The organism is uncultured Stenotrophomonas sp., from assembly GCF_963519925.1.
Lineage (GTDB): Bacteria > Pseudomonadota > Gammaproteobacteria > Xanthomonadales > Xanthomonadaceae > Stenotrophomonas > Stenotrophomonas maltophilia_AE.
Genome location: NZ_CAUQPH010000108.1, coordinates 1 through 12,977 on the forward strand (window position 1 = coordinate 1; position 12,977 = coordinate 12,977).

12 protein-coding genes are annotated in these 12,977 nt (G+C 69.7%); 2 read left to right on the top strand and 10 right to left on the bottom strand.

Annotation, left to right across the window (positions count from 1 at the left end; all coding sequences use genetic code 11):
* The 6 genes from RWO33_RS15465 to RWO33_RS15490 form a co-directional block, all read right to left on the bottom strand.
* Positions 1–203: AAA family ATPase (locus tag RWO33_RS15465; protein ID WP_314106015.1), on the bottom strand; the 203-nt coding region annotated here is incomplete at its 3' end.
* A 79-nt stretch (positions 204–282) separates the two neighbouring features.
* Positions 283–1,353: a sensor domain-containing diguanylate cyclase gene (locus RWO33_RS15470; RefSeq protein ID WP_314106018.1), complete on the bottom strand. Its 1,071-nt coding sequence runs from the start codon at positions 1,351–1,353 to the stop codon at positions 283–285.
* Between the two features lie 72 nt (positions 1,354–1,425).
* Complete coding sequence (locus tag RWO33_RS15475; RefSeq protein WP_145478177.1) at positions 1,426–2,148, bottom strand: pseudouridine synthase; 723 nt, start codon at positions 2,146–2,148, stop codon at positions 1,426–1,428.
* Positions 2,149–2,185: 37 nt separating this feature from the next.
* The gene (locus tag RWO33_RS15480) at positions 2,186–3,817 is read right to left on the bottom strand and encodes a diguanylate cyclase (protein ID WP_314106035.1); all 1,632 of its coding nucleotides are present in this window, start codon (positions 3,815–3,817) and stop codon (positions 2,186–2,188) included.
* A 141-nt stretch (positions 3,818–3,958) separates the two neighbouring features.
* Entirely contained in the window at positions 3,959–6,376 is a 2,418-nt protein-coding gene (locus tag RWO33_RS15485) for an EAL domain-containing protein (protein WP_314106021.1), read from the bottom strand.
* A gap of 159 nt (positions 6,377–6,535) precedes the next feature.
* Entirely contained in the window at positions 6,536–8,491 is a 1,956-nt protein-coding gene (locus RWO33_RS15490) for a DEAD/DEAH box helicase (RefSeq protein WP_314106024.1), read from the bottom strand.
* Between the two features lie 264 nt (positions 8,492–8,755).
* Between RWO33_RS15490 and RWO33_RS15495 the strand changes: the two genes are divergently transcribed.
* Positions 8,756–8,986 (top strand): RNA-binding S4 domain-containing protein, encoded by a 231-nt coding sequence (locus RWO33_RS15495; RefSeq protein WP_314106027.1) that lies wholly within the window; start codon positions 8,756–8,758, stop codon positions 8,984–8,986.
* A 13-nt stretch (positions 8,987–8,999) separates the two neighbouring features.
* Here RWO33_RS15495 and ubiM read toward each other — a convergent pair whose 3' ends face one another.
* The 4 genes from ubiM to RWO33_RS15515 form a co-directional block, all read right to left on the bottom strand.
* Positions 9,000–10,217 (bottom strand): 5-demethoxyubiquinol-8 5-hydroxylase UbiM, encoded by a 1,218-nt coding sequence (gene ubiM, locus RWO33_RS15500; protein ID WP_314106028.1) that lies wholly within the window; start codon positions 10,215–10,217, stop codon positions 9,000–9,002.
* A gap of 87 nt (positions 10,218–10,304) precedes the next feature.
* Positions 10,305–10,706: an MAPEG family protein gene (locus tag RWO33_RS15505; protein ID WP_314106030.1), complete on the bottom strand. Its 402-nt coding sequence runs from the start codon at positions 10,704–10,706 to the stop codon at positions 10,305–10,307.
* A gap of 21 nt (positions 10,707–10,727) precedes the next feature.
* A complete protein-coding gene (locus RWO33_RS15510) occupies positions 10,728–11,258 on the bottom strand; it encodes a DUF4019 domain-containing protein (protein ID WP_314106032.1) in 531 nt (176 codons plus the stop codon).
* A gap of 61 nt (positions 11,259–11,319) precedes the next feature.
* Entirely contained in the window at positions 11,320–12,459 is a 1,140-nt protein-coding gene (locus RWO33_RS15515; RefSeq protein ID WP_314106036.1) for a hypothetical protein, read from the bottom strand.
* Between the two features lie 171 nt (positions 12,460–12,630).
* Here RWO33_RS15515 and RWO33_RS15520 point away from each other — a divergent pair.
* A partial coding sequence (locus RWO33_RS15520) for an Ada metal-binding domain-containing protein (RefSeq protein WP_314106034.1) occupies positions 12,631–12,977 on the top strand: 347 nt, incomplete at its 3' end.

Sequence of the window (12,977 nt, forward strand, 5' to 3'; positions counted from 1 at the left end):
GCCCACAGCGCCGACCCCAGGCCGCCCTCGCGGGCCAACGCGGCCGCCACCCCGCCCTGCGCGGTTTCCGCCAGCAGGCGCAGCGCGCGGTACAGGCTGGACTTGCCGCTGCCGTTGTCGCCGGTCACCAGGTTCAGGCGGCCCATCGGCACGACCAGGTCGTGCAGCGAGCGGTAACGCGAAATGGCCAGGGTCTGCAGCATGCGCGGGCCTGCATGGGGAACGAGCCCTCAGCATGCCAAACATCGGTCGCACCCGATGCGAATGCGGCGCCGCCCGGCGCTACGGGGCGGTTTCAACCCGGTTGCGGCCGTTGCCCTTGGCCCGGTACAGCGCCGCATCGGCCCGCGCCAGGGTCTGCTCGACGGTGTCGCCGGGGGCGTGCGCGGCCACGCCGATGCTGACCGTCACCGGGAACCCCAGCGGCAGGTCGGCCACCGCCATGCGCAGGAACTCGCACTGCAGTTCGGCGGTGCGCAGGTCGGTGTCGGGCATCAGCACCACGAACTCCTCGCCCCCATACCGGGCCGCCAGCCCACGCCCGGCGAACTGGGCGCGCAGCAGCACGCCCAGTTCGGCCAGCACCCGGTCGCCGGTGGCATGACCGTTGAAGTCGTTGATGTGCTTGAAGTGGTCGATGTCGACCAGGGCCAGGGCGGTGGGCCGTGGCTGTCCCTGGGCATCCAGCAGCGAGGCGTCCAGCGCCACCGACATCGCGCGCCGGTTGGGCAGCCCGGTCAGCACGTCGGTGCGGCTCTGTTCCGCCAGGTCGGCGTTCTGCGCCAGCAGCACATCGTGGTATTCGTTGAGCAGCTTCTCGTAATCGTCGCGCTCCACCATGTGGTTCTGGATGTCCAGCGCGAACCGGCGCAGCTCCATCACCAGCATCACCTGCCGCGACAGCGCCGCCAGCGCCTCGGTCTGCTGCGCATCCAAGCGGTGCGGCTGCGGATCGAACACGCACAGCGTGCCCAGCGGCAGCCCGTCGGTGCTGACCAGCGGCGCACCCGCATAGAAACGTACCTTCGGGTCCCCGGTCACGATGGGGTTGTCGTGGAAGCGCGCGTCACCGCGCGCATCCTCGACCACCATCACCTCTTCCGGGTGCAGGATCGCGTGCCCGCACATCGACTCCGAACGCGGCAGCTCCTGCGCCTGCGTGCCCTGGATCGACTTGAACCACTGCCGCTCCGCATCGATCAGCGTCACCGCCGCCATGGACGCACCGCACACCGCCTTGGCGATGGTGACCAGATCCTCGAAGGACTTCTCCTTCTCCGAATCCAGGATCCGGTAACGGTACAGCGCCGCCAGGCGCACGGCTTCATTGGCGGGCTTCTCGGGCTTGATCATCGAGCGGTCGAATCCGGGAGGTAGTCGCAGTCTAGCCGGATCAACTGGCCAAGGGTTACCCGCCCATGGAGGTCACCAGTCCAGCTGTTTCGGCAGCAGGCCCTTCAGTTCGGCGTCGGTCAGGTTGCGCCACTGGCCCGGCTTGAGCGCGCCCAGCTTGATGTTGTCGATGCGGACCCGGCGCAGCTGGGTGACGCGGTATTCGAACGCGGCGGCCATCAGGCGGATCTGCCGGTTGAGACCCTGCTGCAGCACGATCCGGAATCCGAACTTGGCGATGCGCGAAGTCCGGCACGGCAGCGTGGTTTCGTTGTGGATGCGCACGCCCCGGGCCATGCCGCGCAGGAATTCGTCGGTGACCGGCTTGTTCACCGCCACCATGTATTCCTTCTGGTGGTTGTTCTCGGCGCGCAAGATCTGGTTGACGATGTCGCCGTTGCTGGTCATCAGGATCAGGCCTTCGGAATCCTTGTCCAGGCGGCCGATCGGGAAGATGCGCTGCTCATGGCCGACGAAATCGACGATGTTGCCCTTGACCGCGCTTTCGGTGGTGCAGGTGATCCCGACCGGCTTGTTCAGCGCGATGTAGACGTGGCGGCGACCGCCGGGCTTGCGTGCTTCGCGCGCGCGCAGCGGCTGGCCGTCGACCAGCACCACGTCGCCCTCGCCTACCGCCGCACCGGTGCCGGCGACCTGGCCGTTGACGGTGACGCGGCGTTCGCCGAGCAGGCGGTCGGCTTCGCGCCGGGAACAGAAGCCGGTTTCGGCGATGAATTTGTTGAGTCGGGTTGTCATCGCGCCATTATCCGGCAAAACCCGGGGCGCGGCGGCTTCAGGCGATCAACGGGTCGTCGGGTCGCAGCGGTTGTTCACCGTCGCAGACCTGGTTGCGGCCGGCGCGCTTGGCCCCGTACATGGCATGGTCGGCGCGCCGCAGCAGCCCGGCCAGGTCGTCACGCCCCGGGCGCAGCACGGCCAGGCCGATGCTCACGGTCACGGCCAGGCCGGCAATCCCCAGCGGGGCGGCGACCCCGGCCATCTGCAGGCGCACGTTTTCCAGCCGCGCCAGCGCCGCGCCATGCGAAGCCCCCGGCAACAGCACCAGGAACTCCTCGCCGCCCATCCGGATCACGTCGTCCTGCACCCGCACCGCGCCGCGCAGGCCGCGCGCCACCGCCACCAGCACCTGGTCGCCGACGTCATGCCCGAAGCGGTCGTTGATGTCCTTGAACAGATCGATATCCAGGAAGCCGATCGCCAGCGCCTGCTGCTCGGCGTTGGCCCGCGCCAGGTGCCGGGTCAGCAGGTGCAGGCCGTGGCGGCGGTTGGGCAGCCCGGTCAGCGCATCGGTATCGGCCAGCTGGCGCATTTCATCGCGCTGCTGGCGCAGCCGGCCCAGGCGCAGGTTGAGCGCGTAGGCCGCCATCATCAGCAGCCAGGTTGCCGCCAGCTGCAGCGCCTCGATCCGGTAGGAGATCAGCCAGTGCGCCTGCATCGCGTCGGCGATGATCAGGACCCACCAGGGCGCCAGCGCCAGCAGCCCGGACAGCGCGTACCCGTCCCCCTTCAGCAACGCCCACAGGCCTACCCCCAGGCAGACCGCACAGCCCAGCACGAAGACCAGTTCCAGCCCTGCCGCCATCCAGAGCAGGCCGGTCACGCCCATCCACGGCACGCAGGCCGCTACCAGCACCAGGCCCCACAGCACCGCCCGCTGGCCGTTGCGCGAGCCCGGCCACAGCCGCGCACCGCCGTTGAGCCGCCACAGGATGGGCAGCAGCAACGCCAGGGCGACGGTGGTCAATGCGACCAGCCACCAGGTGGCGCGGCCGTGCACCGGCAGCCAGGGCTCGGGATACCCGCTCAGCCCGCCCAGCACCGCCTGCCACAGCACGAACACCGCGCAGATGGCGACGTAGTACAGGAAGGTGCGGTCGCGGGCGCTGGCAAAGCCCATCAAGGCCGACAGCGCCAGCGCGATCGCCACCGCGATGCAGGCCGCGCGCACCAGCAGGCGCGCGGTATCGTTCTGCTGTACCGGGCTGGGCGCGCCCAGCCGGACCGTGGGAATCCAGCGCGATTTCAGCGGCGACGCCCACGACACCACGATCGGCTCGCGTTCGCCGGCCGGCGGCACCACCACCATGCCCACGCCGGCGCGGAAGCGCGAATCGCGGGTACGCGCGTCGTGCATGTTGCCGCAGATCTGGCGGTCGCCATGGCTGATGCGGACCTCGCCGGTAAGCACACCAAACACATCCACCGCCTGCGGCGCACCCGACCAGCCTCCGGCGGGTGCGGGGATCGACAGGATGTCCTGGTGCTGGGCCAGCACCTCCGGCGGGCACGGCCGTTGCGGGGTCTGGTCGGCGGTGGCGGCGCCCAGCAGCAGCACGTCGCGCCCGACCTGGGCGGTACCGGCCAGCGCGGCGGCCGACAGCAACAGGCAAAGCAGGCCCAGCAGCCAGCCGATGCCCGTTCGAATCTCCCCCGACCTGCGGTCGCTACGCCTCACCCCATCACCCTGTTGCCCTGCTTCGCCACGCACCCTGCGCCGCGTCCCCGGGGGCATTATCGCAAGAAGCCCGGCCGCGCGCGTGGCCGCTCAGGACGACCGACCCGATGCAGTCGGCGCTTCCCGCCACAGCGAGGGCTGGGTCAGCTTTTCCAGTGGCATCGGGCGTTCGATCGCATAGCCCTGCAGGCCTTCCACGCCCAGCGCCTGCAGCTGCCGCGCGACCTCTTCCGATTCCACCCATTCGGCGACCACGCTCATGTGCAGCTCGCGGCCGATCTCCGTGATCGCGCGCACCGTGGCGCGGCTGACCGGATCGACGTCCATGTCGCGCACGAAGATGCCGTCGATCTTGAGCATGTCGGCGGGCAACTGGCGCAGGTAGCCGAACGAGGACAGCCCCGAACCGAAATCGTCCAGCGCCACCCGGCAGCCGCGCGCCTTCACCGCCTCGACGAAACTGCGGGCCTGGTCCAGGTTGCTGATGGCGGCGGTTTCGGTGATTTCGAAGCACAGCTTGCGTGCCAGCCCGCGGTTGCGTTCCAGCAGGTCGCAGACGAAGGCCAGGAAGCTCGGCTCGGCGATCGACTGCGCGGAGACGTTGACATTGCACAGGCCCAGCCGCTGCACGTGCGCCGGGCACAGCTGCAGGTGCCGGAACAGCAGCCCGAGCACGTGCCGGTCCAGCGCCATGCCCATGCCGTAGCGTTCCACCGCCGGCATGAAATCGCCCGGCCCGTGCAGCTGGCCGTCGGCCCCGCGCATGCGCACCAGTACCTCGTAATGCAGGAAACCGGGGTCGCCCACCTGCTCGATCCGCTGCGCGTACAGCAGCATGCGGTTCTCGGCGATCGCGTTGGACACCTCGGCCAGCCGTTCGGCCTCGAGCAGGCGCTCCTCCAGCGCCATGCGGTTCTCGTTGAAGCAGTGCACGCGGTTGCGCCCGGCCTGCTTGGCGGCATAGCAGGCGCTGTCGGCCGCGCTCATCAGCCAGTTCACATCGGCCACCTCGGCGTCGATCTCGACCACGCCGATGCTGCAGCTGACCTTGGGCGTACCGTCGTCGCGCTGGAAACCGGCCTGGCCCAGGTTGCGCGCGATCCGCTGCAACACCTGCTTGGCCTCCTCCTGGCGGGCGCCGTGCAGGAACAGCGCGAATTCGTCCCCGCCCATCCGCCCGACCCAGTCGCCCTCGCGCACCGCCCCTTCCAGGTAGTCGGCGAAGCCACGCAGCAGCTGGTCGCCCGCGGCGTGCCCGAGGCCATCGTTGACCAGCTTGAAGTAATCCAGGTCCAGGTAGCACAGGCTGTGCGTGCCGCCCTTGCCCCGCACGTCGAGCAGGGCCTGGTCCAGGCGGCGTTCGATCTCGCGCCGGTTGATCAGGCCGGTGAGCGGGTCGTGGCTGGCATGGTGTTCCACCTCGCGCGCGAGTGCGTGGTTCTGCGACACGTCTTCGATGATCGCGAACACGGTCAGCTCGCGGCCGGGGCTGCGTACCAGGGTGCCACTCCAGCGGCCCCACAGCAGCGTGCCGTCGGCGCGCAGGAAACGCAGCTCGCCCGGGCGCAGCTGGCGCGGCCAGTCGATGTCGCCGGCCTCGTCCAGCACCAGCTCGCCGTCCACCAACAGATCCGGCAGCTCCATGCCCAGCAGTACGTCGCGGCGGTAGCCGAGGATGTCGGCCACCGCCTGGTTGGCTTCGACGATGCCACCGGCGTGTTCGAGCTTCAGCATGCCCACCGTGGCCTGGTAGAACGCGGCACGGAAGCGGCTCTCCTGCTCGATCAGGTCATGCCGCACCCGTCGTGCCAGCAGCACCGCCACCAGCGTGATCAGCAGCACCGACAACCCCGCCACCACCAGCGTGGCGATGCGCACGATTGCCGCAGTGTTGAGCAGCGCCAGCGAAAAGGCGCGGGCCTGGGCCTGCAGGCTGCGGTCCAGCGCCTGCAGCTGCGCCAGCAGGGCAGCGCGCAGCGTCGGGTCGGGGCTGCCGTCGGCTTTATTCGCCTCGGCGGTGCGCGCGATCTCCTGCAGCTGCGCCAGGCCGCGATCGGTCTGCCGCCAGACCTGCATGGCATCCTTGAAGTAGCCCAGATGGCCCAGGTAGCGGAACGACAGGATCAGCCGGTTGATGTCGCCCGGCGCGTTGCCGCCCTGCAGGAACCCGCGGCGGGCCCGGGCCAGGTCGACCGGGGTCTGCTCCAGCGCCTGGCGTGCATCGAGGTCGCCCAGCGGCACCTGCAGCGCCGCGCGCGCTTCGGCCAGCGCTGCCGGATTGCCCGAGGTGATGTAACGCTCCAGCGCGAACGACGCATGCTGCTGGCTGCGCGACCAGTGACTCTGGCCCACGATCCACGCGGTGGACGCGGCCTGCAGCTCCTGGACGAGCGCCGACAGCCCGACCAAACCGATCGCCGTGCCGGTGAGAAGCACGAAGCGCAGGGTCAATCCCCGCGTCACATGCGGTACCGGGTTGCTGCCCTTGTCCCTGCTGACTGCCGGCATTCGATCCCTCCAGCGCCCTGTCCACAGCATAGCGCCCCGCACCCGCAGGCTAGAGGGCAGGATGTTGATGCGGCGCGAAGTTCCCGTGTTCGCGGGTCAGGTTGCTGAAACGACAACGCCAGCCCGAAGGCTGGCGTTGTGGGTCGGAGGTGCGGACGATCAGCCGTTGCGCGGACCGCGCGGCTTGAAGCCGTCGCGGCGCGGCGGGCGATCGTTGCCGCCCGGGCCGCCCGGCCCGCCACGGTGGCCACCCGGACCGCCGCGGTGACCGCCCGGGCCACCCGGCTTGCCGCCGAACTTCGGCTTGAACGCCGGGCGCGGCGACGGGGTCAGGTCTTCACCCGGCTGCACCTTGCGCATCTGGAGCTGCTGGCCCGACACCCAGACCTTCTTCAGGTGGCTGAGCAGGTCGTCGGGCATCTCCGCCGGCAGGTCCAGCACGGAGAAGTCGTCATGGATGTCGATGCGGCCGATGAAGCGGCTTTCCAGCCCGGCTTCGTTGGCGATCGCGCCGACGATGTTGCCCGGCTTCACCCCGTGCACGTGGCCCACTTCGATGCGGAAGGTTTCCATGCCCTGCTCGGCGGGACCGCGCGGCGCGATGTCGCGGCGCGGAGCGCGCTCGAAGCCACCGTCGCTGTTGCCGAAATCGCGTTCCGGGCGCGGACCGCGGTCATCCTCGCGGCGCGGGCCACGCTCGAAGCGCGGCTCGAAACGGGCCGGACGCTCGCCACGATCATTGCGATCGTTGCTGCGCGGGGCACGTTCTTCACGCGCGCCGCGCACCGGCGGGGTCAGCAGGAACGGCGCATCGCCCTGCAGCAGCTTGGCCAGCGCGGCGGCGATGTCGATCGCCGGCACGTTCTTCTCGCCTTCCAGGCGCTGCAGCAGGTCGCGGTAGAACTCGGTGCCACCGGCATCGAGCGCATCGCTGACCCGGCTCATGAACTTGGTGATGCGGGTGTCGTTGACCGCGTCCACCGACGGCAGCTGCATTTCCTCGATCGGCTGCCGGGTGGCGCGCTCGATCGCGCGCAGCATGCCCTTCTCGCGCGGGGTGGCGAACAGGATCGCGTCGCCGGTGCGGCCGGCACGACCGGTACGGCCGATGCGGTGCACGTAGCTTTCGGTGTCGTACGGGATGTCGTAGTTCAGCACGTGGCTGATGCGCTCCACGTCCAGGCCACGCGCGGCCACGTCGGTGGCGACCAGGATGTCCAGCTTGCCTTCCTTCAGCATGCCGATGGTGCGCTCACGCTGCGCCTGCTGCATGTCGCCGTTGATCGCGGCGGCAGCCAGGCCACGCGCCTGCAGCTTCTCGGCCAGCTCTTCGGTCGCCGCCTTGGTGCGCGAGAAGATGATCATCGCGTCGAACGGTTCCACTTCCAGGATGCGGGTCAGCGCATCCAGCTTGTGCATGCCGCTCACCCACCAGTAGCGCTGGCGGATGTTGGCCGAGGTGGTGGTCTTGGCCGCGATGGTCACTTCGGCCGGGTTCTTCAGGTAGGTCTGCGCGATGCGACGGATCTGCGGCGGCATGGTCGCCGAGAACAGTGCGACCTGGCGGGTTTCCGGCAGCTTCTTGAGCACGGCTTCGACGTCGTCGATGAAGCCCATGCGCAGCATTTCATCGGCTTCGTCGAGCACCAGCGTCTTCAGCTCGGACAGATCCAGGGTGCCGCGGTCCAGGTGGTCGATCACGCGGCCGGGGGTACCCACCACCACGTGCACGCCACGGCGCAGGGCCGACAGCTGCTGGCCATAGGGCTGGCCGCCGTACACCGGCAGCACGCGGAAGCCGGGGATCTTGGACGAATAGGTCTGGAAGGCCTCGGCGACCTGGATGGCCAGTTCGCGGGTCGGCGCCAGCACCAGCACCTGCGGCTTGGCCTGGTTGAAGTCCAGGTTGGACAGCACCGGCAGGGCGAACGCAGCGGTCTTGCCGGTACCGGTCTGGGCCTGGCCGAGCACGTCGCGGCCTTCCAGCATCGCCGGAATGGTGGCGGCCTGGATCGGCGACGGGGTTTCATAGCCGACGGCGGCTACGGCCTGCATCACAGCGTCGGACAGGCCGAGGTCTGCGAACAGCAGCGGCGCGGAAGATTCTTGGGACATGGGGAACTCCGAAGCACTACCCCTATGCGTGGCAGTGCGATAAAAAAAGGGGATGGTCCGCGCTTTGGGCGCCCTTTCTTATCGCGTGCCCTGGCGCTGCTCGGTCGGAGGAGAATTCACTCGCTCAGGGCGCGATGATACCGCATGGATCCTGAACAACGTGTACAGATTCGGGCGTGGATGCCGTTCGGCGGCAGGCTGGCGCACAATACGCGGCCACTTCCGGCCCGGTCCCGTCCGCGCCCCTTCAAGGATACCCGCTCCATGCAGACCCTCGAATTCGAACTCGACCGCGACTACGTCGAGCTCAAGCAGCTGCTCAAGCTGGCCGACCTGGTCACCAGCGGCGGCGAGGCCAAGACCGTGATCGGCGATGGCCAGGTGCTGGTCGACGGCGAGGTCGAGCTGCGCAAGGCCTGCAAGATCCGCGCGGGCCAGCAGGTCCAGTTCGGCGACACGGTCATCCACATCATCGCCGATTCCGCCGCTCCCTGAGCCTCGTGGCGCCTCACCGCTGGGTCAGATGTGCGGCGATCAGCTGCCGGAACGGCGTAACCCCTTGTGCCACGCGCAGCCCGGCCCGGCGCAGCAGGCGCGCGGGCAGGCGGTCGTCCGTGTACAGCGTGGCGATCGCATTGGTAGCCTCATACAGCGGCCGCGACGCCAGCCGGTGCCCGCGCTCATAACCTGCCAGGCCGCCCGGCGCGGCGATGTCGGCGCCCCGCTCCGCCGCCCGCCGCACCACGGCAGCCAGGCGCTGCTGGCTCTGCAGGCCAAGGTTGAAGCCATGCGCGGTGACCGGGTGCATGCCCACCGCCGCGTCACCAATCAGAGCGCAGCGCTCGCCGACGAAGGCGTTGGCGTACACCCCCACCAGCGGGTAGGCGATGGCGCGCGCCACCGGGGTCATTGCCCCCAGCCGATGCTCGAAGAACGCGCTGACGCGCTCGCCGAAGCGCACCGGATCCTGCGCCAGCAGCGCCTCCACCTGGCGCGGCGGCAGGGTGATCACCGCCGAGGCCTGGTTGCCGTTGAGCGGCAGCAGGGCCAGGGTGCGCCCATGGCCGAACCACTCCCATGCGGTGTGCTGGTGCGGCACCTCCACCTGCATGCGGCACACCAGCATCGATTTGCCGAAATCGTGCATGCGCGCGCCGATCCCGAGCATGCGCCGGGTCGAGGAAAAACGGCTGTCCGCCGCCACCACCAGCCGTGCCTGCAGCCGACGACCGTCAGCCAGGGTCACCTCGCTGTGCAGCGGGCCCGGCACGATGGCGCGCACGCTGCACTGGTCCAGGATCTCAAGGCCCGCCTGGCCCTGCACGCTGTCCCATGCCGCGCGCCGGATCAGGTGGTTGGGTACCAGCCAGCCGAGGTCGCCGCCCGCCTCCCGTCCCGCGGCAAAGGTCAGCGCGAACGGCGAGCTGCCGTCCAGCACCTTCGCATCGCGCAACGGCGAGATCTCCCGCGCATCCAGCCGCGCCCACAGCCCCAGCCGCTCCAGGATCTTCCGCGAGGCATGGGTGAGCGCGATTTCGCGTCCGTCGAAGGCCGCTTCGGCCAGTGCCGCGCGCGGCTGCTGCTCGACCACCGCCACGCGCAGGCCGCTGCCGGCCAGCGCGCGCACGAAACACAGCCCGGCCGGCCCGGCCCCGACCACGACCACATCCACCGACGTGGCGGCAATCTGTGTCGCGTCTGCTTCGATCCCGTGCGTGTGCGGCATGTTCCGTTCCCGATGTTGGTCCACGCTCGAGCCTAACGGCGCCCGGCGCGGACCACCTTGATCTGGATCAGACGCGTCGGCAGCGGTTCACGCCAGCCCGTGCAGCAGGCGCCACAGCAGCAGCACGATGCCCACCATCGACACCACCCAGACCAGGCTGCGGACGTAGGGAATGCCCGCGGCGTACAACGGCACGTAGACCACGCGTGCCCAGAAGTACAGCTGCACCGCCAGCGCCGTGCTGCCATCCTGGCGCTGGGTCAGCACGACCGCCAGCACGGCGGCGGCGAAAAAAGGAAACGTTTCAAGGAAGTTGGCCTGCGCGCGCAGCAGGCGCGCAGCGAGCGGTCCCGGCGGCGGCGGCGTGCCATCGCGCGCCGATGCATTCCAGGCCGTCCCGCGCTCGCGGGTGACCGCGGCGGCGGCGAGCATCACCTGGACCAGGCCCAGCACGATCGCCCAGCCCAGCATCTTGATTTCGATACCCATGTGCTGCTCCTTCTTGTGGGGTCAGGGCGCGGCGGCGCGCACGCTGTAGCCGGCCAGGCGCCAGACCCTGTCTTCGTCCAGGCGGAACGAGACCAGCTCGCGCACCGGCTGAGCGCTGTTGGCGAAACGGGTGGGGAAGCTGACGTTGATGTACAGGCCTTCCGGCACCGTGGCGCCGGGGGCGTATTTGACCCGGGTGACCGCCGGCTGGCCGCGCGACTGCAGCGCACCGAGGCGTTTGCGGTCGGCGTCGAGCTGGGCCACGAACGCCTGCTCGGTCACCGAGCGGCGGGCAATGGCCGATGCGCCCTTCCAGGCTTCGGCCGCACGCTGGGTGTCGACCAGCTGCGCGACCTTCAGGCCGGCGGCGGCCATTTCGGCGTCCTGCTTCTGCACCTGCGCTTGCTGCTGCGGGGTCAGCGCGGGTCGTGCTGGTGCGGCCGGTGCGCTGGGGGCCGGACGTGCCGGTGCCGGTGCAGGCGTCGCCGGCGGCGGAGTCTGGGCCAGGGCAACGGCGGGAAGCAACAGCGACAGCAGCAGCGGAACGCGCATCGGGACACCGTTAGCGGCAGAGGACTGCAGGCCAGTGTACGGGAACCCCGTGAGCGGTCCGTCAGTTGCGTTCGGCCGCCTCCGGCGGCGGCTGGTCGGCGTCGCTGGCGGTGCGCTCGGCGACCGCGTCGCGGGGTTTGTCGCTCGGCGGCAGCAGGATCGACACATCGATCTCCGACAACGGGCTTTCATCCGGGCAGGTCGCGTCCGGGAAGCCGAACCGTTGCTTGAGGGTCTGCCCGCAGCGGGTGATCGCCTCCAGCTCGCTGCCCTCGCGCTTGCACTCCTGGTCGAACGCGACCAGGAATGCGTCCTTGCGCCGCACGAAATCATCGCCGCACTTGCGCATCTGCTTGATCCGCTCCAGGTCGTCCTGCACCGCATTGGTGCCGTCCAGCCCGAACTGGCGCAGCTCGTCGCTGCTGAGCAGGCGCAGGCTGCGGTTGGGCACGGTCATCATCAAGTCGGCCACGCCCACCGCCACCCCGTTGCGCTGCAGGTAGTCCTTGACGTTGTCGTACACCTCGTGGAGCTCGCGGTTGAGCTCGGCGCGCGAGGTGGCCTTGGAGCTGATCCGCATCATGCGGTGGATGCCGACCTTGCCCGACACCAGGCGGTTGTCGCCAGCCGCGAGCACGAACACGCAGGCGCTGTGGCAGACCGAGCCTTCGCGCACCCAGATGGTCCAGTTCGTCTCGCCGATGCGGTCTCCGGCCACGATCGCTGCTTCCACCTGGCCGCCGCTGGAATCCAGGTCGAGGATGCGCCGCGATACGTGCTGGGCGTCGGCCACCAAGGCGACCCGGGCCACCAGTTCGGCGAAACCGGGATTGATCTTGCCCGAGTAGCGCACGCGCAGCAGGCCGCGTTCAACGCACGGCCCGATCGCCGCTTCCAGGTGCGCGCGGTCGAGCCCTTCCAGCGGCATGCCGTCGCCGGCGGCGTCGGCGTACTCGGTGTCGCAGCTGATCCAGGCCTTGCCGTTATCCAGCGCCACCTCGGGCCAGCCCTGCTCGCCCCGCCGCAGCGGCGGGGGCGGCGCGGGCGGCGCATCGGCGGCGTTGATCGATACCATGTGGTCGCCGTCGGCTGTCTGTGCCCGCACCGCTTTGTCCGCCGCAGTGACGTTGCCGGGATTTTCCAGCTGGCTGCAGGCCACCATGGCCAGGCACGACAGCAACAACCCGCAGGACTTGAGCAGCTTGGACACCCGGCTTCCAGACAGAGGCGTGCCGAAAACGGCACATGAAGGCACAGTCTAGTGCGCGCGGCCGCCGGCGCGACAACCTGTCCTGAACCGCGCGGGCGGCGGCCTGCATAGCTGTCCGAAAATGGCGAGCCTGCCCTCGGCCAGGCGCATAGACTGGGCCCCATGGACACCGCCCTGCCCCTGGACTACGCCGCCTGCGAAAGCGCCCGCCTGGCCCGCGATGCGCGTTTTGACGGGGTGTTCTTCACCGCCGTGCGCAGCACCGGCATCTACTGCCGGCCGGTGTGCCCGGCGCCCGCGCCGAAGCCGTCCAACGTGGACTACTACCCCACCGCCGCCGCGGCCGCCGCAGCCGGCTTCCGCCCCTGCCTGCGCTGCCGCCCCGAGCTGGCCCCGGACGCGCAGGACGCGCTCAGCAACGAGACGCTGCAGCGCGCCCTGGCGTTGATCAACGATGGCTACCTGCAGGACGCGGCGGTCGGCACGCTGGCCGCGCGGCTGGGACTGAG

Excerpts from the sequence above, each read along its gene's own strand:
- RWO33_RS15505 (WP_314106030.1), bottom strand. The coding sequence starts at position 10,706 with ATGGGTATCGAAATCAAGATGCTGGGCTGGGCGATCGTGCTGGGCCTG.
- RWO33_RS15475 (WP_145478177.1), bottom strand. The coding sequence starts at position 2,148 with ATGACAACCCGACTCAACAAATTCATCGCCGAAACCGGCTTCTGTTCC.
- RWO33_RS15470 (WP_314106018.1), bottom strand. The coding sequence starts at position 1,353 with ATGATCAAGCCCGAGAAGCCCGCCAATGAAGCCGTGCGCCTGGCGGCG.
- RWO33_RS15495 (WP_314106027.1), top strand. The coding sequence starts at position 8,756 with ATGCAGACCCTCGAATTCGAACTCGACCGCGACTACGTCGAGCTCAAG.
- ubiM (WP_314106028.1), bottom strand. The coding sequence starts at position 10,217 with ATGCCGCACACGCACGGGATCGAAGCAGACGCGACACAGATTGCCGCC.
- RWO33_RS15510 (WP_314106032.1), bottom strand. The coding sequence starts at position 11,258 with ATGCGCGTTCCGCTGCTGCTGTCGCTGTTGCTTCCCGCCGTTGCCCTG.
- RWO33_RS15490 (WP_314106024.1), bottom strand. The coding sequence starts at position 8,491 with ATGTCCCAAGAATCTTCCGCGCCGCTGCTGTTCGCAGACCTCGGCCTG.
- RWO33_RS15485 (WP_314106021.1), bottom strand. The coding sequence starts at position 6,376 with ATGCCGGCAGTCAGCAGGGACAAGGGCAGCAACCCGGTACCGCATGTG.